Below are 17,821 nucleotides of genomic sequence, written 5' to 3' on the forward strand. Positions count from 1 at the left end.
CCCGCGCCGCTTCCGTCCGTGCGCCAGCAGCTGCGGAGGCGCTGGGTCGCGCCAGGGGGTGAGCCCACTCCGGCCGCCCGGCGCCGGTTCGGCCTGTGCGGACATTTCCGCCGCCACCCGCCCGCAACGGCCCAACCCGACCGGTTCCCTGCACTGCGGGGCTTGTCTCCGGCGCACACCGCGTGGTTCGGTGGATCAGCCACTGAGCCACTGACGAGAGGGGGCGATTCGTGGAGACGCTGCCGCGCGAGACGATCGTCGACATACTGGAAGCCCGGCTGCGCGAGGACATCTTCGCGGGACGCCACTCCCCAGGGAGCTACCTCCCACCGGAACGCGAGCTGGCGGACGGCTACGGCGTCAACCGCACCACGCTGAAACACGCCCTCGGCAGACTCGTACAGGCCGGACTGCTGGAGACCCGGCACGGAGTCGGCACCCGCGTCCGTGACTTCGCCCGGTCCGGCGGCGCCGACCTGCTGCCCATGCTGGTACGGCACAGCCCCAGCCTGCTCTGCGAGGTCTTCGAGGCACGCCGCGGCGTGGGGGAGATGATCGCCGAGCGCGCAGCGGTCCAGGCCACGTCCGGGCAGCGGGACGAACTGCAGTCCCTGCTCGCCGCCGTGGGAGACGCCGAGGGCGGTGACGCGGCACAACTGGCGGACGCGGAGGTGCACCGGGCGCTGGCCCGAGCCACCGGCAACCGCGTCTACACGCTGCTCACCAACACCCTCTTCAACGCCTACCTCCCGCTGCGTGCCCACCTCGTCGCGCCGTTCCTCGATCCGCGCGCGGCGCGCGGGCGGCTCGAACCGCTCGTCACCGCCGTCGTCGCCGGGGACCCGGTCGCGGCCAGGGCCGCCGCCGGCGCCTATCTCCGCAAGACCGAACGGTCGATGCTGCGGCACCTGGGGGGCGACCGATGAGCCGGGGCACGACGTTCGACGAGGTCATGGTCGGCTCGGTGCGACTCGACGGGGAGGACGTCACCCGGAGGATGCGGATGGATCTCTCCGTGCGGGCCGACCGGTTGATGCTGCTGCACCGGACCACGGACGCGCGGCTGACCGGACGCATACGCATCCAGGGGGTCGCGGACGATCCGCTCGCCTCCGGACGGATCGAGATCTCCCCGCTCGCGCGACGTCGCATCCGCTACCGGCTGACCTTCACCGCCGAGGGCCGCCGTTACCGGCTGGACGGCTGGAAGTCCGTCGAGCCGTCGCGGCCGGCGAAATCCCTGACGGTTCTGCCGTTCAGCCTCTTCCAGGAGGACGGCAAGCGGGTCGGGGAGGGGACACTGCGTTTCCCCGTCACGACGGCGCTGCTGCCCTTCCTCGCGAGCTTCCGGTTCCCGCGCCCCGAAGCGGCCGACCGTCTGCTGGCTCCGCGCTGGGACGGCACGGCGGGGCGGACGGAGGTCTGGTACACCACGGTCACGGACCCCGCCACCCGTACCGGCCTGTGGCTGCACCACGAGCTGGTCGCGCCCAGCGACGGATCCCCGCCCTACGCGCACGGCTGGGTGGCCGTCTTCCCGCCGGACGGACCGGTTCGGCACGCGCGGTTCGGCCCCGAGGAGTGGCAGCCGGACCTCCACGGCTTCCGTACCGAGCACGTCTCGGCCGCGCCCCGTGAACTCGTCGGCAACGTCGGCGACTTCAGCTGGCAGCTCACCGAGCACCACGAAGACCCGAACCCCCTCTACACCTTTCCCCGCTGGTCGTGGCGGCGGGAACTGCTGCCCGCCGCCCAGATCCTGCCGTCGCCCCGGTCGTCGTACACCGGCACGGTCGTCCACCCGGGCGGCGAACTGCGGCTGTCCGGCGCCCCGGGCGCGTCCGCCCGGATCTACGGCCACGGCAACGCCCGCCACTGGGCCTGGCTCCACGCCGACCTGGGCGGAGGCGACACCCTGGAGATCGTGGCCGCCGTGTCCAGCAGGAAGGGTCTGGACCGGCTGCCGCCACTGGTGTTCCTGCGGCTGCGCAAGGACGGCGAGACGTGGCCGCGACGGGTCGAGCGCGGCGCGTTCGGCTGGGCGGGCCTCGGCCGCTTCGAGGCCCGCCTCGGCTTTCCGGTCTGGACCGTGACCGGCCGCGTGGGAGAACGACGCATCCAGGTCATGGTGACGCTGCCCGAAGAACGCACGCTCGTCCTCGACTACACCAACCCCGACGGGAGCACGGTCGTGTGCCGGAACAGCGAGGTGGCCGACGTCCAGGTCCTGCTCGAACACCAGCGGGACGACACCTGGGACACGGAGGCCCAGTGGAGCCTGCGGGGCACCGCCCACGCGGAGGTGGGCAGCCGATGAGCCCGATCGAAGGCCTCGTCGCCGCTCTCCTCGCGGACGACGGCACCGCGTCCTGGACGGCGGGCGTGCCCCAGAGGCTGGAAAGCCTGCTCGGCTCGATGCCGGCCCCGGTGCGCACGGGGGTCCGGGGCGCGGCGGCCGCACTTGAGGCGTACGCCCGGCTGCGTACCGGCCACGGTCTGCGGACCCTGCGCCCGCACCGCCGCGAGGAGTTGCTCGCCTCGCTCTCCCGGCGCGGCACGCTGCTGCCGCTGCTCGACGCGGTCAAGGTGCCGGTGATGCTGGCGGCCGGCACCGAGCGGATGCTGCACCAGCAGCCGGCGGCAGCCGTCCGCTCCGCCGCCGATCCGCCGCTGGACTGCGTGCCGTCGCCCGAGTGGCCGGCCCGGGCCACCGCCGACGCCGTGGTCATCGGTTCCGGAGCCGGCGGAGCCATGGCGGCCCGGACACTGGCCCGCACCGGCATGAGCGTGGTGGTGCTCGAGGAGGGCAGGCACCACACCACCGCCGAGTTCGGCCGACGTGCGCCGCTGGACCGGTTCGCCGACATGTACCGGGACGCCGGGGCGACGATGGCCCTCGGCAATCCGCCCGTGGTCATCCCCACCGGCCGCGCCGTGGGCGGCACCACGATCGTCAACTCGGGCACCTGTTACCGCACTCCGGACCACGTGCTGGCCCGGTGGCGCGAGGAGTTCGGCGTCGGCACGGCCGACGGCGCCTTCTTCGGGGAGCAGCTGGACGAGGTCGAGCGCACCGTCCGCGTGGCCACCCAGCCGCTCGACGTCCTGGGCTCCAACGGCCGGACCGCACTGCGCGGCGCCGAGGCCCTCGGCTGGGCAGCGGCTCCGCTCCGACGGAACGCGCCGGGCTGCAAGGGTTCCTGCCAGTGCGTGGTCGGCTGTCCCACCGGTGCCAAGCAGAGCGTCCAGCTGTCCGTACTGCCCGACGCGTGCGCCGCCGGGGCCCGCATCGTCACCGACGCCCGCGTCGTGCGGATCCTGGTGGACCGGGACCGCCCGGGTGGCCCCCGCGCGGGCGGCGTCCTCGTGCGACGCCCCGACGGATCCTCCTTCGAGATCCTCAGCCCGCTGGTCGTGGTGGCGGCAGGGGCGCTCCAGTCGCCCCAGCTGCTGCGCCGCTCGGGTCTCGGGGGCCATCCCCGTCTCGGCCGGAACCTCGCCATCCATCCGGCGGTCAGCACCGCGGGCCGCTTCGCCGAACCGGTCACGGCGTGGCGGGGTGTGCTGCAGAGCGTGGGCGTCGAGGAGTTCCACGCCGAGGGCATCCTCATCGAGGCGACCGCGGGGCCGCCCGGCATGGGCTCCTTCGTATTGCCCGGCGTGGGCGGGGAGCTGCGCGCGGAGCTGGAGGACGCCGAGTCGCTCGCCACCGTCGGCGCGATGATCGCCGACCGTCCCTCCGGCCGTGTGCTGGGCGCCGGCCGGGGCGTCCTGCGCTACGACGTGCACCGGGACGACGCCCGCAAGCTGCTCGACGCCGTCGAAGCCTGCGGCAGGATCCTCTTCGCCGCCGGCGCGCAGGAGGTTCTCACCGGCATCCCGGCCGCACCACGGGCCCGGTCGGCAGACGAACTCGCCCAGTTGCTCACCGGGGTCTCGGTCAGGCAACTCCACCTGTCCGCGTTCCATCCGACCGGCACGGCCGCGATCGGAGCCGACCCGCAGACCGCCCCAGTGGACGTCTCGGGCCGGCTGCGCGGGGTGCACGGTGTCCTCGTCGCGGACGGGTCCGTGCTGCCGAGCTGTCCCGAGGTCAATCCGCAGATCACCATCATGGCGATGGCACTGGCGATCTCCGGATCCGTCAAGTGACCGCATGCGCCCCGGCCGGCCGGGGCGCACGCGCGCCCGACGCCACGGGCGCCGTTTCCGGCGAACGCAGACGAATCGAGTCGGTGAATTGCCTCCACTCCGCCGTTGTGACACTTCTGTGGAGGAGGAGTGCTTTGTTCGTGTGAGCGTAGTGGCCATCGCTCACCTTCTCCGCAATTCTGTCTCTTCGTGGGATTGCCGACCGAACCGCAGACAGGAACTGCGCCCGATCGCTTATCCCGGTCGTGGTGAATGCGCCGTGAGTAATTGCGCTGCTTTTTGAGTACCGTCCGGACGCCTTTTGGCCGTCACCGCATTCACGCACTCAATAAGCTGATGGCGCCCTCGATCCGCGGGCCTTCGCCCTGTTCTCACGAGGATGAGATGTCCCTCCAAATACCCGACGCGGTGTCGTGGTGCCTCGTGGCAGGTGCCCCGGTCGGCGCGGCGCTCCTGGCGCGTCAGCGACGCATCACCGGAACCCTCCGCAGCCGAGTCGGCCGCCTCGAGAACTCGCTCCAGGCGCGGGACGCCGAGGCTCGGCATCTCGCGACCGTCCTGGTCCCCGCCCTGGCGGCGGGCGGCCCCGTGCCGGAGCGCGTGCCTGCCGACGGCCGGCTGGCCGGCACCGAGTACGCGCGGCACGTACACAGCGTCGTGGAACAGGTCGGCCATGCGGCGGACCGGGCCCGGGCCCGCGCCGACCAGGCCGCCCGGATCGCCCTCATGGGCGCCGTACGCTCTCTGCAGGGGCTCGCCAACGAACAGCAGCTGGCCATCTCGGCCATGCAGGACCGGCACGACGATCCCCGGATCCTCGGCGACCTGCTGGAGATCGACCACACCAACTCGCAGTTCGGCAGGCGGGCCCAGGCCATCGCCGTGCTGTGCGGTTCCTGGCCCGGACGCCAGCGCCGGGCGTCCCCGCTGAGCGACGTGGTCCGGGGAGCCAAGTCCCGGGTTCGCGACTACCGGCGCGTACAGCTCGGCGGCGACGTGGACCTCGCGGTGACGAGCCGGGTCGTGGAACCGGTGGTGCTCGCGCTCGCCGAGCTGCTCGACAACGCCGCCCGCCATTCCCAGCCCAACACCACGGTTCAGGTGAACCTCGCGCCCGCCCACAACGGGGCGTGCATCGTCGTCGACGACGCCGGGGTGGGGATGGAGGCGCGCGAGGTCGAGCGGGCGTCGCACCTGATGAGCGGGGCCCGTCCCGCCGAGGTGACCCTGCTGGGGGACCCGCCGCAGTTCGGCTTCGCGGTCATCGGCGTCCTCGCGGCCAAGTACGGGTTCCACGTGTCCGTCGACACCCGCTCACCGTACGGCGGCGTGCGGGCGGTGGTGTTCCTGCCCGGGCGTCTGCTCGTCCCCCTCGACCACCCGGCCGAATCCATGCCGGTCGGCGCCGGGCACGGGACCGATCCGGCAGCCGGATTCACCGGCACCCCGCCTCCGCAGCACCGACCGACACCGGGCGGGCTGCCCCGCCGCCGGCGCCGATCCGCAGCGCCCGACGCGAACCCCGAAGCCACCACCGGCGGCGAGGTGCACGGTACCTCCTTCCCGGCCGACGACATGGCCGTGCGCACGGCCGAGGAGGCCGCACGAAGGCTGGGCGCGTTCACACGCGGCACCAGGGCCGGTCGGGCCGATCAGAATCCTGAAGGGAACCGCCCAGCGTGAACAGCCCACTCGACAGCCACATGAACAACGACCTCGGCTGGATGCTCGACGACGCGCTGCAAGTACCCGGTGCACGCCACGCGATCCTGCTGTCGGCCGACGGACTGCTGCGAGCCCATTCGGCGGGCATCCCGCGCGACGAGGCCGACCGGCAGGCCGCCGCACTCGCCGGTCTGCAGTCCATCAGCCGGGCCTCGGCCGGATTCGGCGGCCGGCAGGACGGCGTCTGGCGACAGACATTGATCGAGTTCGCCGACAGCTACGTCTTCCTGGTGGCAGCCGGCCCCGGCGCCTACCTGGCCGTGTCCGCCGGCGAGTCCGTCGACATGGAATCGGTCAGCTACCGGATGCAGAAGCTGGTCGACCGCCTGGGACGCGAACTGACGAGCCCGCCCCGGCTCGACGCCGGAAGCCCGGCGTGACCATGGACCGGCGTGACCGAAGTCTCGTCCGGCCCTATGTGGTGACCGACGGCCGGTCCCAGCCGAGCCGGAACACCTTCGACCTGGTCACCCTGGTCACCGTAGCCGCCAACCGGCCCCCGGCGACGGCCGGCCCCGAGCACCGCCGCATCGTGGAGCTCTGCTCTCACGGGTCGCTCTCGGTCGCCGAGGTCGCCGGCCACCTGAGACTCCCCGCGAGCATCGTCAAGGTACTGCTCGGCGACCTCGTGGACAGCGGGCACATCCTCGCCCGGGCCGCGGTGCCGCGCGCGTGGCGACCCGAGCCCGAGCTCTTGAGGGAGGTGCTGCATGGCCTCCGGGCCCGTCTCTGACATCTACGTACGCCCCACCGTCCGCACGGCGGTGAAACTCCTCATCGTGGGCCACTTCGCCGTCGGCAAGACGACGTTCGTCGAGACGCTCTCGGAGATACCTCCGCTGCGCACCGAGGAACGGATGACCCGGGCGGGAGCCCTCGTCGACGACCTGACGGGCGTGCGCGGCAAGGAGACCACCACCGTCGCGATGGACTTCGGGCGCCTCACGCTCACCGACAGCCTGTGCCTGTACCTGTTCGGAGCACCCGGCCAGAGCCGCTTCCTGCCCCTGTGGCGGGACATGGCCTACGGCGCCCTCGGCGCCCTGATCCTGGCCGACACCCGCCGCCTGGAGCAGTCGTTCGCCGTGATGGACCTCGTCGAGGAGCACGGCCTGCCCTACGCGGTCGCCGTGAACCGCTTCGACGGTGCGCCGGACCATCCCGAGGCGGAGGTCCGCGACGCCCTAGACCTGCTGCCGCGGACCCCGCTGGTCACCTGCGACGCACGGGACAGGAAGTCGGCCACCAGGGCTCTGATCACACTCGTCGAGCACCTGCGGGACATGTCCGTCACCTCCCACGACCCCGGCGACGCCGACGAACCGCGGCACGAGCGGCTCACGAGCCGGGGCCCGCAGCCCCCCACGCCCCCCGGACACCCTCACCTGGAGAGTTCGTGAACCGCACCGTCCCCCCGCCAGGCTGTCCCGCTCACCGGGACCAGGGCCGCGAGAGACTGCACGGCGCGGAGTTCGCGGCCGACCCCGAAGCGGTCTACCGCAGGCTCAGACAGCACGGCCCCGCGGCCCCCGTGGAGGTCTTCCCCGGGATCAGAGCCACTCTGGTCACCTCGTACCCGGCCGCACTGTCGGTGCTCCGCAGCACCGAGACGTTCTCCGCGGACCCCCGTCGATGGCGGGACCTCAACAACGGGACGGTGGCGCCCGACAATCCGGGCGTGCCGATGATGATGTACCGGCCCAGCTGCCTGTGGAACGACGGGGAACAGCACGCGCGGCTGCGTGCCGCCATCGCCGACAGCCTCGACCGCGTCGAAGCCATGGCGCTGCGCGGCTACGTCGAGCGGGTCGCGGACGACCTCATCGACCGCTTCGCCGCACGCGGCGAGGCGGATCTGGTCACCGACTACGCACGACCGCTGCCCCTGATCGTGGTGAGCGAACTGTTCGGCGCCCCGGCGGACTTCGAAGAGCGACTGGTCTACGGCATGACCGGCATCATGGAAGGCGTCGACGCCGAGCGCGCCAACGAGATCCTGGCCACCTGCCTGGCCGAACTGGTGGCGCTCAAGCGGGCGCAGCCCGGGCCCGACGTGACGTCGTGGATGGTCGCACACCCGGCGGCGCTGACCGACGAGGAGATGCTGCACCAACTCGTCATCATGCTCGGTGCCGGCACGGAACCGCTGCTGAACCTGGTCAGCAACGCGCTGCGACTGCTGCTCTCCGACGACCGGTTCGCCGGCTCGCTCTCCGGCGGCAGCCTTCCCGTGGAGGAGGCGCTGGACGAAGTCCTCTGGAACGATCCTCCCATCGCCAACTTCGGAGTCCACTTCCCGCTGCGCGACGTGCACCTCGGTGGCGTCCTGCTCGCGGAGGGCGACCCGGTCCTGATCAGCTTCGCCGCCGCGAGCAACGATCCGGCCCTGGCCACCGACCGGCGCGCCGGAAACCGCGCCCATCTGGCATGGGGGGCCGGACCGCACACCTGCCCCGCGCAGGGCTTCGCAAGGCTGATCGCGACGATCACCGTCGAACGGCTCCTCGACCGACTGCCCGACCTCGGCCTCGCGATCCCCGCGGATCGACTGTCCTGGCGCCAGGGGCCCTTCCACCGGGCACTCGCCTCGCTTCCGGTGCGCTTCCCGCCGGAAGAGCCCCGGACGACAGCCACCACCGCGCAGCACAGGGCCGCCGATCCCGCGGCCTCCGTTCCCCTCGTCGAACACATCGGAGCCCCCTCGCCATGGACAGCCGCTGCCCCCGTTTCGCCATCGACCCGACCGGACGGGACGTCCACGGAGAGGCGGCCCGCATCCACGGAGAGGCCACGGTCGTCCCTGTGGAACTCCCTGGTGCGGTGGTTGCGTGGTCGGTAGCGGGCCAGCGGGAACTCAGGGAACTGCTCACCGACCCGCGGATCTCCAAGGACGCGAGACAGCACTGGCCGGCGTTCGCCACGGACGCGGTCCCCGCCGACTGGCCACTGCGCAACTGGGTGAGCACCCAGAACATGTTCAACGCCTACGGTGACGACCACCGACGGCTGCGGCGCCTGATCGGCGGTGCCTTCACCGCCCGGCGAACCGACATGGTGCGCCCGCGCATCGAGCAGATCTCCGACGCCCTGCTCGACCGGCTCGCCGAACAGTCACCGCGGGACCCGGTGGATCTCCGGGCGTTCTACACCTACCCCTTGCCGATGCGGGTGATCTGCGAACTGTTCGGTGTCCCGGACGGCCTTCAGCCTGATCTGCGCAGATGCATCGACGCATTCATGGACTTCACCGCGCCCCCGGCACAGGCCGCCGCGAACGCCGCCGAACTGCGGTCCGTTCTCGGCGAACTGGTGGCACTCAGAAGGCGGGACCCGTCGCAGGACCTGACCAGCCGGCTCATGCAGGAGCGGGACAGCACCGTGCCCGGGGCGGCCGGGGCCGGCGCCGACGGCCCGCAGACACGGCTCAGCGAGGACGAACTGATCGACACACTCCTGCTGTTCATCGCCGCCGGGCACGAGACGACGGTCAATCTGCTGGGCAACGCCATCCATCTGCTGCTGGTCCATCCGGACCAGCGGGAGCTGGTCATGTCGGGCCGGGCGACCTGGCACAGCGTCATCGAGGAGACACTGCGTCTGCGAGCACCCATCGCCAACCTCCCCCTGCGCTACGCGATCGAGGACATCCGCGTCGGCGGGACGCTGATCCGGAAGGGCGAAGCGGTGGTGGCCGCGTACGCGGCGGCCGGCCGTGACTCCGAGGTGCATCCGGTGCGACCCGACGCCTTCGACGTCACCAGGGCGAGCAGTGAGCACCTCGCCTTCGGCCACGGCGTCCACTACTGCCTCGGCGCGCCCCTGGCCCGGCTGGAGGCGGCCGTCGCGCTGCCGCGGTTCTTCGAGCGTTTCCCCGAGGCCGAGCCGGCCGTCGCGCCCGAGGCGATGCGGCCGGTACCGTCCTTCATATCCAACGGATTCAGCAGCCTACCCGTGGCCCTGGGGCCGGCGCGCTGACGGTGCCCCGCTCGGCCGCGGCCGTCCGGCGCCGGCCGGTTCCGTGCGCGGTGAGCAGGCCCAGCAGCACGAGGGACACCCACAGGCCCGTCCCGGTGAGCGTCAGGGGACTGGTGGTGAAGCCCCGGGCGGCGAGCCCGAGGAGCCCGCCCGAGGCGGCGACGGCGGCGAGGGCGAGATGCCCCGTGCTCGCCGCGTCCGCCCCATCCGAGCCGCTGCGCCGCTCGAACCGGTCGAAGAGCCTCACGAACGCCCCCAGGACGACCGCCGCCGAGGCGACCCAGAGCGGTACGGCGGCGAACCAGGCCACCCTTCCCGGGGCCGGGGTCGCGTAGTGGAAGCCGAGGACCGAGACGCCCGCGATCACGACCAGCGCGGGCATGTGCCACAGATACAGGGTCATGAACCGTGAGCCGCTCCACCGCAGGGCCTTCTCCACCGGCCCCTGGGACGCGAGGCGGAGGATGACGGGCCGTAGAGCGAGCCACAGCCCGAGCTGACCGACGGCCAGGGAGATCATCAACGCGGTCGGCGGGCTCATGTTCGACACCGGGGCCCCGGGCATGCCGATCATGCTCCCGGGATAGGGACCGAAGGCGACCGCCAGGGCCGTGACGGCGAACCCGGCCACCGACCACTTCGCGGCAGCGCCGGACAAGAACCGGCGCATGCCGCCGTCGGCGTAGAAGAACCCCATCTGGTGCACCGCGAACCACACGAACACCGCGTTCGCGTACCCGACGGCGGGGGAGACCTCGAATCGCAGGGCATCGACCAGCAGGGCGAGAAGGCCGAGAGCGACCGGCACCCGCCACGCGTACCTGTGGTGCAGCCGCACCATGACCGGCGTGGCCGCGACGACCAGAAGGTACACGGCCAGGAACCACAGCAGCTGGCCGGCGATATGCCCGGCGAGCAACGCGGGCTGTTCCGGCGCACCCGCCGCGACGAGCGCGGTCGGTAGCACGAGCCATACGCCCGCCATGGGAACGACGGGAAGCAGAAGACGCACGATGCGGGCCCGGAGCCAGGTGCCGTCGGCCGGGCCGCCCCGATAGGAGAAGAAGTTGGCCGCACCACCCGCGAAGAACACCATGGGCATCACCTGAGTGAGCCACGTGAGCCCCCACCAGCCAGAGTGGTTCAAGGCGTTTCCGGTGAACAGGCGACCGTCGTGGAAACTCAGGACAGGCATCAACCAATGCTCTGCTATGACGACGAAAATGGACGAAGCGCGAATGATGTCGATGAAGACATCACGCTTGGCGGTGCGGGTCTTTTGCTGGTGCATGAATACCAGCATCGCTTCGGCCGCCCACGAGGGTAATGCGGCTGTCTCCCGACCTGGACCGGGGGCTGACGGAAGCAGGTAAGGGGGGTTTTCCCCAGCCGATGCCTTGAGTAGCCGCTACTCTTGTGGCAACCTGGATCTACTGCTAAATGCGAGCAGGGTTGGGGCGGCGTTCAGTCGGGTTATCCCTACCCTCGGACCCCAGGTAGCTCCTGTATGGATACGGGAGTGGACCTCATGGTCCCGCCGGGGCGACCGGCCAGAGAATTCAGCCATGACGACATCCGCCGACCACTCGCAGGCCGTCCGTGCCACGCGAACGCCCGCTGATGCCCCCACCTCCCACACGGGAAGCGACTTCGCGCGTCTCGCACAGCTCATCGACGAGGCCGGCCTGCTCAAACGCCGGCCCGGCTACTACGCCGTACGCCTCGGCACGGTGACGGGACTGTCCGTCAGCGGCTGGGTGCTGTTCTTCGGTCTGGGAAATACCTGGTGGACACTTTGCGTCGCCGCCTTGCTGGCCCTTGTCTTCGGCCAGACCGCCCTGCTGGCGCACGACCTGGCCCATCGGCAGGTGTTCCGTCGCCGCAGGCCGAGCGAGGCCTGGGGAAGGCTCTTCGGAAATCTGGGCGTGGGCATGAGCTACGGGTGGTGGATGAACAAACACACACGCCACCATGCCAATCCGAATCACGAAGAGCTGGATCCGGACGTCGCCCCCGACATTCTTGTCTGGTCGAATGAACAGGCTGAGAACAGTCGAGGTCTCGCCCGTTTCATCGGCGGACGCCAAGCACAGCTCTTCTTTCCGCTGCTCATGCTGGAAGGGTTTAATCTGCACGTCTCCAGTGTGCGGGCGCTGCGCTCGCCGTCCATGAAGAAGCCGTTGCTCGAGGGGTTTCTCCTCCTCCTGCATTTCGCCGGATTCCTGAGCGCTGTCCTCGCGGTGCTCCCGATCGGTAAGGCTCTGGCGTTCATCGCCCTCAACCAGTGTCTGTTCGGTGTCTATCTCGGTTGCACCTTCGCACCTAATCACAAGGGAATGCCGACACTGACCGGCGACGACCGACCCGATTTCCTGAGGCGTCAGGTGCTCACGTCACGAAACGTGCGCGGCGGACGGCTGACGGACGTGATGCTGGGCGGACTGAACTACCAGATCGAGCATCACCTGTTCCCCAGCATGCCGACGCCCCATCTTCGGCGCGCGGCACCGATCGTCCGTGACTACTGCGCCGCGATCGACGTCCCCTACCATGCCACCGGCCTGATCAGCTCGTACCGCGAGGCCCTGGCCCATCTCCATCGCGTCGGCGAACCCATTCGTGAGCGGCGCAGGAAGGCAGCCCTCGGCCCCTGGGCGGGCTGATCGGTTCCGGAGGGCGGGCGTGAGTGGCGGCGGAAGCGAACATACAGGCCGCCGCCCTCTTCGGCTGGTGCGGCCCGGTGTCCGGGCCGTCCGCTCACATCACGAAGAGCTCCTGGTGGATGCGGTTCGCGGGCACGCCCGCCGCGCGTACGGCGCGGTGCACCGACCGGGAGAACTCCGCGGGACCGCAGAGGTAGACGTCGTGGCGGTCGATGTCGGGGATCGTCTGCCGCAGGTTCTCCGCCGAGATGACCGGCCGTTCGCCGTCCGGCCCGTTGACCGCGTAGAAGAGCCGAGCCGAACGTTCCTTCGCTATCGAGGTCAGCTCGCTCCACAACGCGAGGTCCGCGGTGCTGCTGGCCCGGTAGAGCAGGGTGATCGCTCCCGGGGCGCCGGGGAGCGTCTGGAACAGGGCCCGCATCGGGGTGATGCCGACGCCGCCGGCGATGAGGAGCACCTTGTCCCGCTTGCGTCGCTGGGAGGTGAGCGATCCGTAGGGGCCCTCTGCCCACACCCGCGTGCCGGGGGAGAGATGGCGCAGAGCGGCGCTGTGGTTCCCGCCGGCCTTCACCGTGATACGGAGCATGTCCGGGCGTGGCGGTGCCGACAGCGAGTACGGGTGCGAGCTGAAGCGCATGCCGGGTGCCAGGAAGCGCCAGCGCAGGAACTGACCGGCCTCGGCGCCCAGACGATGCAGTCGCCGGCCTCCGACGAGTACCGAGACGATGTCCGGTGTCTCCTCGATCACCGCCAGGACGTGCATGCGGTGCCGCAGGTTCAGCCGGATCGGGGTGAGGACGCGGTACCAGAGCACGAGAGCGGTCACGCAGCCGTACAGGCCGTACCAGAAACCGATGGCCGTGGGCTCGACGGCGAAGTCGGTGCCGTTGCTGATCTGGTGCCAGAAGGTCAGGAAGAAGGCCGCGTGGGTCAGCACGTGGACGTGGTACCAGAGGTCGTACGGCAGGCGGCGCCGGATCCCGCCGAGGGAGGTCAGGCCGATGACCACGAGCAGGGAGGTGCCGATGGCCGCTTTCCCCATGTCGGGCATGCCGTCGACGGACGCCACGGTCTCCTCGACGATGCCGGCGAGCGGCTTGCCGGCCTGCCGGGCGAAGCCCCACATGGTCAGGAAGACGTGTGCCACGATCAGGCAGAGCGTGTAGCGGCCGCTCCTGGCGTGCCATCGCGACACCCGGTCGGACCCGACGCGGCGTTCCAGGGCCGGCACCCGGGCCATCTGCAGGACGACCAGAGCCATCGCGTACCCCGCCAGCAGCCCGGCGAGACGGCCCGCCCCGAGGATCCCGTCCGTGGTGTCGTGGATGGACGGCAGGTCGTGCCACCACAGCCACAGCACGGTCGCCACACCCGACCAGGCGACGATCTGCAGGGGGATCGCGGGAGAACGGCGCCCGCGGATGCGCTGCATCGTCAGACGCCTGACGGCACGTCCGGTGGCGAAGGAGGCGGGGTCGGCGTCCCCGGACAGGACGGCCGTGTGCTCGGCTCTGAACGCTGAGATCTCGGCTCTGCAGGGCGGGATCTCAGCCTGAGGGATGTCCATTCTTCTTTCACCTAACCGTTGCATGGTCCAGCATGATTCAGCGGGCCCCGCCGGGCCCCGCTCCGGGCACGAACTGATGACTGGTCAGCCGGTGGCTTCGAGGAAGTCCATGGCGACCAGGGCGTCCTTCAGAGAACGAATGGCGTAGAAGGTCCGCGATCGCATCGTTCCCGGCGCTATGCCGAGGAGCCTCGCGGACTCGATGGAGCTGCGTCCGTTGAAGTAGGCCTCGAACAAGGCATTGCGATGCATCGGTTTGAGGGTCTCGAACGCCTTCATCAGAACGAGCGCCTGAGTGATCCTGCCGATCTCGTCGCCACCCGCCACGTCGTGCCGGAGTCTCTCCAGGGACATCTCCGCAGGCCTGGCCTCCTTCTTGCGGTAGGCATCGATGATCAGGCGTCTGGCCACGGTGACGAGCCAGGGGCGCAGTTCGTCGACGTGCAGGGACGTGGGATCCAGCCCCGTCATCGCGCGTAGAAAGGTCTCCTGGGTGAGGTCCTCGGCGAGATGGGAGTCGCCGTCCACGCGCTTGGATATGTACGCCTGCAGAGCCTTCGCATGTGCGGCGTAGATGTCCCGCATCAACGCATCGGCGGCTCGTTCCTCCGCGAGTGTCCGCGCACCTTCCCGCTTCACCTGACGTCCTCTCCTCTTGGGTCCGTATCGTGTGCCGTCACGTCCCGCGCAGAGTTCGTCTGGCTGTCGTTCGGTGTGCGCCGGCTTCGAGTCGCCGGCGTTCGGACTCTTGTCGCGTCCGTCTCCCTGGGTGTCGCCGAGACCTCAGCGGTGTTCCACGGCCGGGCGGCGGAAGTTGAAACCCAGAGTTGCAGCACTGAACCGGCGCTCCATGAGTACTGCCTACTTGACCTGGCCCGGGTGCCTCCCCGAGGGGACACGTGATGCGGCCGGCGCCGGACGGCGGCGCCCGCCCGCCCGGGCGGCACGGCACGGCCCACGCCGGTGTACGTCGCGTCGAGGCTTCGGTGGAAACCGTCACATGCCGTCCAGATCGCCGGCTGAGGGCCGCTGAGTAGTTGATGCTCGAATTTTCGATCGGTTGTGTCCCACGTGTGCCGGACCGTGCTCGCGCCGCACTACGTTCGGTCGTCGTGACCCGGCGAACCCGGTGTCGTCCCTCGGCGCCGCGTCCGCCCCGATCCGCACGAAGGAAATCCGCAATGAAGCACCGGAGAGCACATCGGACCCGCATCCGGGTCGCCGCCGCGACGGGTGTCCTCGGCGTCGCGGCCGTCGGCACGGTGTTCGCCCACGCCGCGATGCCGCACGACGACGCAACCGACCGGGCCGGGGCGGCGACGTCCGCTTCGCCCACGAGCCCGGCGGGGGAGAGCACTGCCGTCGCCGATCCCGCTCCGTCCTCGAAGCCGTCGGCACCGAAGCGCACGAAGACCGCGCCGGCCGGGCGGCCGGGTCCCAAGCAGAGCGCGCACGAGGCGAAACAGGCCGCTGACGGTTCCTGTGGCGTCGCGCCCTCCGACAGCATCTGGCGGCAGCCGGTCGACGGCCTTCCCGCACACCAGCGGTCCGGCACCTATGTGTCGGCCATCGGCGGCGACAAGCCCCTGCACCCGGACTTCGGAGCCGGCCTCATCGACGGCAAACCGTTCGGCATCCCGGTCACCGTCGTCGACGGCGCCGCACCACAGGCCCAGGTCGGATTCGACTACGACGACGAGTCCGATCACGGCGGTTACGGCATCCCCGACGACGCACGGGTCGAGAACGGCCCCGACGGGACGGGGGACCGCCATGTGATCGTGTGGGACCGCGCCAAGTGCGCTTCCTACGAACTCTACGACGCCCACCGCACCGGCAGCGCGACGTGGCATGCCGGATCCGGCGCGATATTCGACCTCAGGTCGAACAAGCTGCGCCCCGACGGCTGGACGTCCGCGGACGCCGCCGGACTGCCGATCCTGCCGGGCTTGGTGCGGTACGACGAGGTCGCCGCGGGCGACATCGCGCACGCGCTGCGCATCACGGTGCCGCGCAGCGACCGCTCGCACGTGTGGCCCGCCCGCCACGACGCCGGAGCCGCCGGCGACCAGCACCTCCCGCCCATGGGCCTTCGCCTGCGGCTCAAGGCCTCGGTGGACATCTCCAGCCTGCCTCCCCAGGCCAAGGTCATCGCCACCGCGCTCAAGCGGTACGGAGCCATGGTCGCGGACAACGGGTCGTCCTGGTTCGTCTCGGGCGACCAGGACGAGCGCTGGGACAACGACCAGCTCAACGCGCTGAAGTCCCTCAAGGGCAGCGACTTCGAGGCGGTGGACGTCTCCGGACTCCAGGCCGCCTCCGACTCGGGCGCGGCCAAGGCCCCCTGAAACCTTCCCGGCGCCGGCCGGAAACGCCCGATCACCTGCCCGAGGCTCCCGACCGACCTGCGTGCTTCCGGCACACCGCCGTTGCGCAGGTCCGGGATCCACGGGGGGCGGCGGCGCCGCACGCAGCGCGTCGGCGATGTGCGGCCGGATCACCCCGGTGCGGATCTTTCGGCGGCCTTCGATCCGACGTCAGCAGGACATCGGTGCCGAGGCGTCCATGTGGCCGGAGATCGGCGCTGGTCAAGCCTCGTCCTGGAGGCGGTCGGAGATCCGTCGGTGGCGGTGCCGGTCAGCCGTGTGCGCGTGGGTCGGTGTCACCACGGGCGGTCCTGAGGCCCTCGCCCGGATCGGCCCCGCCCGGCCTGTGCGCCGGAGCCGCGGCCTGCTCGCGAGAGGTGCCGCGCCGGGGCTCTTCGGCGGTGCCGCGTGCGGGCTCGCCGCCGACGGCGCGACGCGCCGGCTCGTCGGCGGGCGGCGAGGGCATGAGGCCCAGCATGCTCAACAGGCGTTCGCAATCGGGGGCATCGCGAGCGGCCGCGGCGATCGTCTTGCGGGCGGCGGCGACGATGTCCTCGGGGACTCGGTCGTAGTGGGCTGCCGGAGGGAGATAGTCCCACTTCTGTCTGGGTGCCATCGGCGTCACTCCCCTTCGGTCGGGGCGGTCGCTTCGTCTCTGCGCCGCTTCGCGCGGTCCGGGTCGTCCGCCCCGGACCCCATGCTGCGGGCGCGGGCACACCCGGCGCCTGAGTACGCCCTACTCACACCGCGACGGGACGTGCCCTGCGGGGCGTGTCCCGACGGGGCGACCCACGATCGGGCACGAGGGTCCGGGACGGGCCCGGGCCCCCGCGCCCGCGGAGCGGTCAGTAGGCGTAGATCGGGCCGGACGTGCACCTCACGAATACACCGGCGTGCGGGGTGGGCGGCAGGACGAAGGAGGAGACGCCCAGCGACGATCCCTCGGCGTGGAACGGAATGGCCGCCGAGTTGTAGTACCAGTCGTTGGACTTGCTCTTGGGTGTCTTGATGACGACGGTGTAGGGCCAGAGAAGGTTGTGGTAGTCACCGGCCCAGACGTAATCACCAGTGCACTGGGCGGACGGCGTATCGGCCGCGGAGGCGGCGGGGGCGAGGCCGGCCACGGCCACGGCGGACATTCCAAGACCGAGCAGGAGTCTACGAGCCCTCAGCTTCATGCTTCGAGTTCCTTTATGTCGAAACGAGATCAATTAGGCTGAGTGTAGAATTCGCCGGTCCGGCTCCTATGAGTATCGGATGCTCAATTTTCGTCCGCCGGCGCACGAACGGCCCTCCACCCCTGGCCGACCCGGCCGCGCATGAGCTACCCCAGGCGCCGGGCGGCCCCGCGATGGCTTTCGCCGCACATACCC

Annotated in this window: 16 protein-coding genes; 11 read left to right on the forward strand and 5 right to left on the reverse strand. The window is 70.8% G+C overall.

What is annotated here, in order from left to right; translation table 11 throughout:
* The first annotated feature begins 230 nt into the window (after nucleotides 1-230).
* The 9 genes from ACGFT2_RS23905 to ACGFT2_RS23945 all read left to right on the forward strand — a co-directional run bounded on the left by ACGFT2_RS23905 (nucleotide 231) and on the right by ACGFT2_RS23945 (nucleotide 9,852).
* Complete coding sequence (locus tag ACGFT2_RS23905) at nucleotides 231-926, forward strand: FadR/GntR family transcriptional regulator (RefSeq protein ID WP_393281555.1); 696 nt, start codon at nucleotides 231-233, stop codon at nucleotides 924-926.
* Nucleotides 923-2,317: a hypothetical protein gene (locus ACGFT2_RS23910; RefSeq protein ID WP_393281557.1), complete on the forward strand. Its 1,395-nt coding sequence runs from the start codon at nucleotides 923-925 to the stop codon at nucleotides 2,315-2,317. Before ACGFT2_RS23905 ends, ACGFT2_RS23910 begins: the two co-directional genes overlap by 4 nt.
* Entirely contained in the window at nucleotides 2,314-4,152 is a 1,839-nt protein-coding gene (locus ACGFT2_RS23915; protein WP_393281559.1) for a GMC family oxidoreductase N-terminal domain-containing protein, read from the forward strand. Before ACGFT2_RS23910 ends, ACGFT2_RS23915 begins: the two co-directional genes overlap by 4 nt.
* 384 nt (nucleotides 4,153-4,536) lie before the next feature.
* Nucleotides 4,537-5,835, forward strand: coding sequence for an ATP-binding protein (locus ACGFT2_RS23920; RefSeq protein WP_393281561.1), 1,299 nt, complete (start codon nucleotides 4,537-4,539; stop codon nucleotides 5,833-5,835).
* 20 nt (nucleotides 5,836-5,855) lie between these two features.
* Complete coding sequence (locus ACGFT2_RS23925; protein ID WP_393281661.1) at nucleotides 5,856-6,257, forward strand: roadblock/LC7 domain-containing protein; 402 nt, start codon at nucleotides 5,856-5,858, stop codon at nucleotides 6,255-6,257.
* Between the two features lie 2 nt (nucleotides 6,258-6,259).
* Nucleotides 6,260-6,610, forward strand: a complete 351-nt coding sequence (locus tag ACGFT2_RS23930; RefSeq protein ID WP_393281663.1) for a DUF742 domain-containing protein — start codon at nucleotides 6,260-6,262, stop codon at nucleotides 6,608-6,610.
* A complete protein-coding gene (locus ACGFT2_RS23935) occupies nucleotides 6,588-7,277 on the forward strand; it encodes an ATP/GTP-binding protein (RefSeq protein WP_393281563.1) in 690 nt (229 codons plus the stop codon). The genes ACGFT2_RS23930 and ACGFT2_RS23935 overlap by 23 nt, the downstream gene beginning before the upstream one ends.
* Nucleotides 7,274-8,716 (forward strand): cytochrome P450, encoded by a 1,443-nt coding sequence (locus ACGFT2_RS23940; protein WP_393281565.1) that lies wholly within the window; start codon nucleotides 7,274-7,276, stop codon nucleotides 8,714-8,716. Before ACGFT2_RS23935 ends, ACGFT2_RS23940 begins: the two co-directional genes overlap by 4 nt.
* Entirely contained in the window at nucleotides 8,680-9,852 is a 1,173-nt protein-coding gene (locus ACGFT2_RS23945) for a cytochrome P450 (protein ID WP_393281567.1), read from the forward strand. Before ACGFT2_RS23940 ends, ACGFT2_RS23945 begins: the two co-directional genes overlap by 37 nt.
* On the opposite strand, the gene ACGFT2_RS23950 is transcribed toward ACGFT2_RS23945, so the two are convergent.
* Nucleotides 9,815-11,155, reverse strand: a complete 1,341-nt coding sequence (locus tag ACGFT2_RS23950; RefSeq protein WP_393281569.1) for an acyltransferase — start codon at nucleotides 11,153-11,155, stop codon at nucleotides 9,815-9,817. The genes ACGFT2_RS23945 and ACGFT2_RS23950 overlap by 38 nt on opposite strands.
* Before the next feature lie 262 nt (nucleotides 11,156-11,417).
* On the opposite strand from ACGFT2_RS23950, the gene ACGFT2_RS23955 reads away from it, so the two are divergent.
* Complete coding sequence (locus ACGFT2_RS23955; RefSeq protein WP_393281571.1) at nucleotides 11,418-12,515, forward strand: fatty acid desaturase family protein; 1,098 nt, start codon at nucleotides 11,418-11,420, stop codon at nucleotides 12,513-12,515.
* A 94-nt stretch (nucleotides 12,516-12,609) separates the two neighbouring features.
* Here ACGFT2_RS23955 and ACGFT2_RS23960 read toward each other — a convergent pair whose 3' ends face one another.
* Both ACGFT2_RS23960 and ACGFT2_RS23965 read right to left on the reverse strand, forming a co-directional pair.
* Nucleotides 12,610-13,947, reverse strand: a complete 1,338-nt coding sequence (locus ACGFT2_RS23960; RefSeq protein WP_393281665.1) for a ferric reductase-like transmembrane domain-containing protein — start codon at nucleotides 13,945-13,947, stop codon at nucleotides 12,610-12,612.
* A 219-nt stretch (nucleotides 13,948-14,166) separates the two neighbouring features.
* Entirely contained in the window at nucleotides 14,167-14,721 is a 555-nt protein-coding gene (locus ACGFT2_RS23965) for a sigma-70 family RNA polymerase sigma factor (RefSeq protein ID WP_393281573.1), read from the reverse strand.
* Between the two features lie 542 nt (nucleotides 14,722-15,263).
* Between ACGFT2_RS23965 and ACGFT2_RS23970 the strand changes: the two genes are divergently transcribed.
* Nucleotides 15,264-16,430: a hypothetical protein gene (locus ACGFT2_RS23970; RefSeq protein WP_393281575.1), complete on the forward strand. Its 1,167-nt coding sequence runs from the start codon at nucleotides 15,264-15,266 to the stop codon at nucleotides 16,428-16,430.
* 289 nt (nucleotides 16,431-16,719) lie between these two features.
* On the opposite strand, the gene ACGFT2_RS23975 is transcribed toward ACGFT2_RS23970, so the two are convergent.
* Together ACGFT2_RS23975 and ACGFT2_RS23980 are read right to left on the reverse strand one after the other, a co-directional pair.
* Nucleotides 16,720-17,064, reverse strand: coding sequence for a hypothetical protein (locus ACGFT2_RS23975; RefSeq protein ID WP_393281577.1), 345 nt, complete (start codon nucleotides 17,062-17,064; stop codon nucleotides 16,720-16,722).
* Nucleotides 17,065-17,293: 229 nt separating this feature from the next.
* On the reverse strand, nucleotides 17,294-17,587 hold the full coding sequence (locus ACGFT2_RS23980) for a hypothetical protein (RefSeq protein ID WP_393281579.1): 294 nt from the start codon (nucleotides 17,585-17,587) through the stop codon (nucleotides 17,294-17,296).
* Nucleotides 17,588-17,821: the final 234 nt, after the last annotated feature.

Origin of the sequence: Streptomyces sp. NPDC048514, assembly GCF_043199955.1 — a bacterium.
Lineage (GTDB): Bacteria > Actinomycetota > Actinomycetes > Streptomycetales > Streptomycetaceae > Streptomyces.

What these genes read in the sequence shown, in the direction of transcription:
- ACGFT2_RS23955 (WP_393281571.1), top strand. Translation starts at nt 11,418, where the DNA reads ATGACGACATCCGCCGACCACTCGCAGGCCGTCCGTGCCACGCGAACG.
- ACGFT2_RS23935 (WP_393281563.1), top strand. Translation starts at nt 6,588, where the DNA reads ATGGCCTCCGGGCCCGTCTCTGACATCTACGTACGCCCCACCGTCCGC.
- ACGFT2_RS23920 (WP_393281561.1), top strand. Translation starts at nt 4,537, where the DNA reads ATGTCCCTCCAAATACCCGACGCGGTGTCGTGGTGCCTCGTGGCAGGT.
- ACGFT2_RS23980 (WP_393281579.1), bottom strand. Translation starts at nt 17,587, where the DNA reads ATGTCCGCCGTGGCCGTGGCCGGCCTCGCCCCCGCCGCCTCCGCGGCC.
- ACGFT2_RS23925 (WP_393281661.1), top strand. Translation starts at nt 5,856, where the DNA reads ATGAACAACGACCTCGGCTGGATGCTCGACGACGCGCTGCAAGTACCC.
- ACGFT2_RS23970 (WP_393281575.1), top strand. Translation starts at nt 15,264, where the DNA reads ATGAAGCACCGGAGAGCACATCGGACCCGCATCCGGGTCGCCGCCGCG.
- ACGFT2_RS23960 (WP_393281665.1), bottom strand. Translation starts at nt 13,947, where the DNA reads ATGCAGCGCATCCGCGGGCGCCGTTCTCCCGCGATCCCCCTGCAGATC.
- ACGFT2_RS23910 (WP_393281557.1), top strand. Translation starts at nt 923, where the DNA reads ATGAGCCGGGGCACGACGTTCGACGAGGTCATGGTCGGCTCGGTGCGA.
- ACGFT2_RS23975 (WP_393281577.1), bottom strand. Translation starts at nt 17,064, where the DNA reads ATGGCACCCAGACAGAAGTGGGACTATCTCCCTCCGGCAGCCCACTAC.
- ACGFT2_RS23930 (WP_393281663.1), top strand. Translation starts at nt 6,260, where the DNA reads ATGGACCGGCGTGACCGAAGTCTCGTCCGGCCCTATGTGGTGACCGAC.
- ACGFT2_RS23950 (WP_393281569.1), bottom strand. Translation starts at nt 11,155, where the DNA reads ATGCTGGTATTCATGCACCAGCAAAAGACCCGCACCGCCAAGCGTGAT.
- ACGFT2_RS23915 (WP_393281559.1), top strand. Translation starts at nt 2,314, where the DNA reads ATGAGCCCGATCGAAGGCCTCGTCGCCGCTCTCCTCGCGGACGACGGC.